Below are 2398 nucleotides of genomic sequence, written 5' to 3'. Positions count from 1 at the left end.
GCCCCATCCCTACCGGCGTATTCATCGGTGACGAGGACGGTCTTGATCCCGCTCTGCTCAGCCTTACGACAATTCATGATCAGATCCGTATCGGGGTTGCCGAAGCCTTCCTCGCTTATGATCACGCCCTGAACACCTAACATTTTTGCCAGTTTCACGGCATAGGAGGAACTGCGCTTCTTGTCGGCCAGGGTAGTGTTCTCATTGGTAATGACGCAGCCGACAAAGTTGAAATCCTTGCCATGACTTTTGTACATGTGCTGAACTATAGGGTTATTCTGGTGGGAATAGGTGTTGTTTTTATCGCAGGCAGAAACACAGTTTCCGGAGACAATGGCCCCGTCCATAACCTCATTGGGGTGAATGAGGGTCGGGATGATCCTCTTGGCATCGACACCGTAGACATAGGTGTCATGAAGTAGCCCTTGGGACTGCAACATATACAGATAGGCCACCTTGGGAAGACCCGGGAAGGATGTCATGGCCTCGGCAAAATTCGGAAGGCGGTAGGTCTCTACTTCCCCCCCGGTCGCTCCCTTCGCCGCGGCCGCAAGGTAGTGGGCCGTTTTTAATCCGGCAAGCCGGCAGGCTGATTCGTATTCGTGCTTTTCAAGACCTTCGACGGGTTCAACGACAAGCACCAAGTTGAGCGTTTTAGAAAAGGGCGTATATTCCGCTCCGGGACCCGACATGTCGATGATCCCTTCCTGAAAGCCCACGATCTTTCCGCAGGTAACAACCGCCGCACCGCTCAGGGCAAGGGTGGTACCTTCGCCGACCGTCTCGACGTCGCCGATGAAGCCGGGGAAAACTTCTCCCGGACCATCGAGCTTGCACCTTGGTTCGACCACATCCTTGACCGGGAGGATCCTCGTGCTCTCCCCCGGCCGGGCAAGCTCAACCCTGACGCTGGAGAACCTCTGGTCTTTCATCAGCATGTCGACTATTTCCTGGCTGTTCACCCTGAGGGTCCCGGCATCGAAGGAAGTCTTGTCTCCCTCCACCAGGGATTTTACTGCGACTTTCTGGATCTTGAGTTCCAATTAGGTTTCCCCCCTTTCGAAATACCGATCGCTATCAAGCCAACTTCTCGACCTTGGCCCTGATCGCGTCAGGCGCTGCTTCAGCTCCGCTCAATCTGTCGATGATCTCCCCCCCCTTGTAGATTAGGAAGGTCGGCACTCCCATGACCCTGAGGGAAATGACAAGTTTGCGGTTCTCCACAACGTTGAGCTTGCAGAATTTCACTTTGCCCTCGAATTCCCGGGAAATTTCCTCCACCTGCGGCATCAACGCCAGGCAGGGACCGCACTTCGGACCCCAAAGGTCCACCAGCACCGGAAGGTCACTGTTCAGGACCTCTTCTTCGAAGTTTTCCTTGTTCAGTTCGATCAATCTTTTCACCTCCCTTCGGCTTTCTCCGCCCTTAGGAGTATCCCAGATTCTTTGCATATTTATTGCTACGGGCGTTGCTTTTTCAGCAGACCATACCTCTCCATGCTGTCATACAGCAGGTAAACGTCGAGAGTGGCATAGTCTTCAAGGTAACGGTTTTCTTCGGTGGAATTTCCGGAGGTTGATCCCCGGGATCTGTACAAGCCTATGGCTCTCTCGAGGATGGATAAAGACTCGTGATCGACCCCACTGGTTTCGTCGGGCAGGCCGACGAGGATGCTTCTGAAAAGTTGCTGGGAAGGCTGCACATTCCCGTAAAGCGGATGAGTCAGGAGCAGCCAACCAGCATGGACTCGGTCTCTTGCGAGGGTCAGAACGCATAAAGGGCCACCTTCAACGAAGGTGGCTTTCGAGGAAATGTTTCAAAGCCGGGCATTATTCGTAAGGCATTCGATCTCCTGGAACACCAAAAAACCCCCTATTCATCGAATAGGTGGGTTCTCTGTCCAGAAACAGCTGTGCGGAAGAAGGCTACGACCCTTTTGTTCTCCCGCGCCTGTCCAGAGACTTGTCCGTCCGCAATCCTTTGGCCTGAGAGTTTCGTGTCCCTTTTCGGCACTTGCCCCTTCGGCTCCCTCGTACCATTAATAAAAAGACACGAGGGTATCTCTTGCGGCCTTCATCCAAAAGCTCCAAGTTGATTTTCTCATGATGAAAGGGAAAGGTCAACGAGGGGGTTCAAAAAAAAAGCGGGGGCCAAAGGCCCCCGCAAAGCATGGAACAAAGACTGCGTGAATCTTACCACTTGAGCCCAGTGATGAAGATGTAGGCAATGGCTATGGGAGCAACCACACGGCATGCCCAGAGCCAGAAAGGGTAGATTCCGAAGGGAACGGTGCCATCGTTCGTCACTTCCTGCTTTGCGCCCTCGGTCCAGAACCAGCCCACAAAGAGGGCTATGAACAGGCCGCCGAGGGGGAGCAAAATATTGGAGGCCAGGAAG

The 2398-nt window shown here is 53.7% G+C and carries 4 protein-coding genes and 1 riboswitch; all 4 genes read right to left on the bottom strand.

What is annotated here, in order from left to right; translation table 11 throughout:
• Positions 1-1043 (bottom strand): beta-aspartyl-peptidase (locus GX108_05320; protein NLO56457.1); only part of this gene is annotated, 1043 nt, incomplete at its 3' end.
• Positions 1044-1077: 34 nt separating this feature from the next.
• Complete coding sequence (locus GX108_05315; protein ID NLO56456.1) at positions 1078-1395, bottom strand: thioredoxin; 318 nt, start codon at positions 1393-1395, stop codon at positions 1078-1080.
• Positions 1396-1460: 65 nt separating this feature from the next.
• Positions 1461-1703: a hypothetical protein gene (locus GX108_05310; protein NLO56455.1), complete on the bottom strand. Its 243-nt coding sequence runs from the start codon at positions 1701-1703 to the stop codon at positions 1461-1463.
• A gap of 261 nt (positions 1704-1964) precedes the next feature.
• Positions 1965-2078, bottom strand: a riboswitch (glycine riboswitch).
• 115 nt (positions 2079-2193) lie between these two features.
• Positions 2194-2398, bottom strand: a 205-nt coding sequence (locus tag GX108_05305; GenBank protein ID NLO56454.1) for a sodium-dependent transporter, incomplete at its 5' end; no start/stop codon positions are given.

The organism is Thermovirga sp. (assembly GCA_012523215.1).
GTDB lineage: Bacteria > Synergistota > Synergistia > Synergistales > Thermovirgaceae > 58-81.
This window is presented reverse-complemented; position numbering and strand designations above follow the sequence as displayed.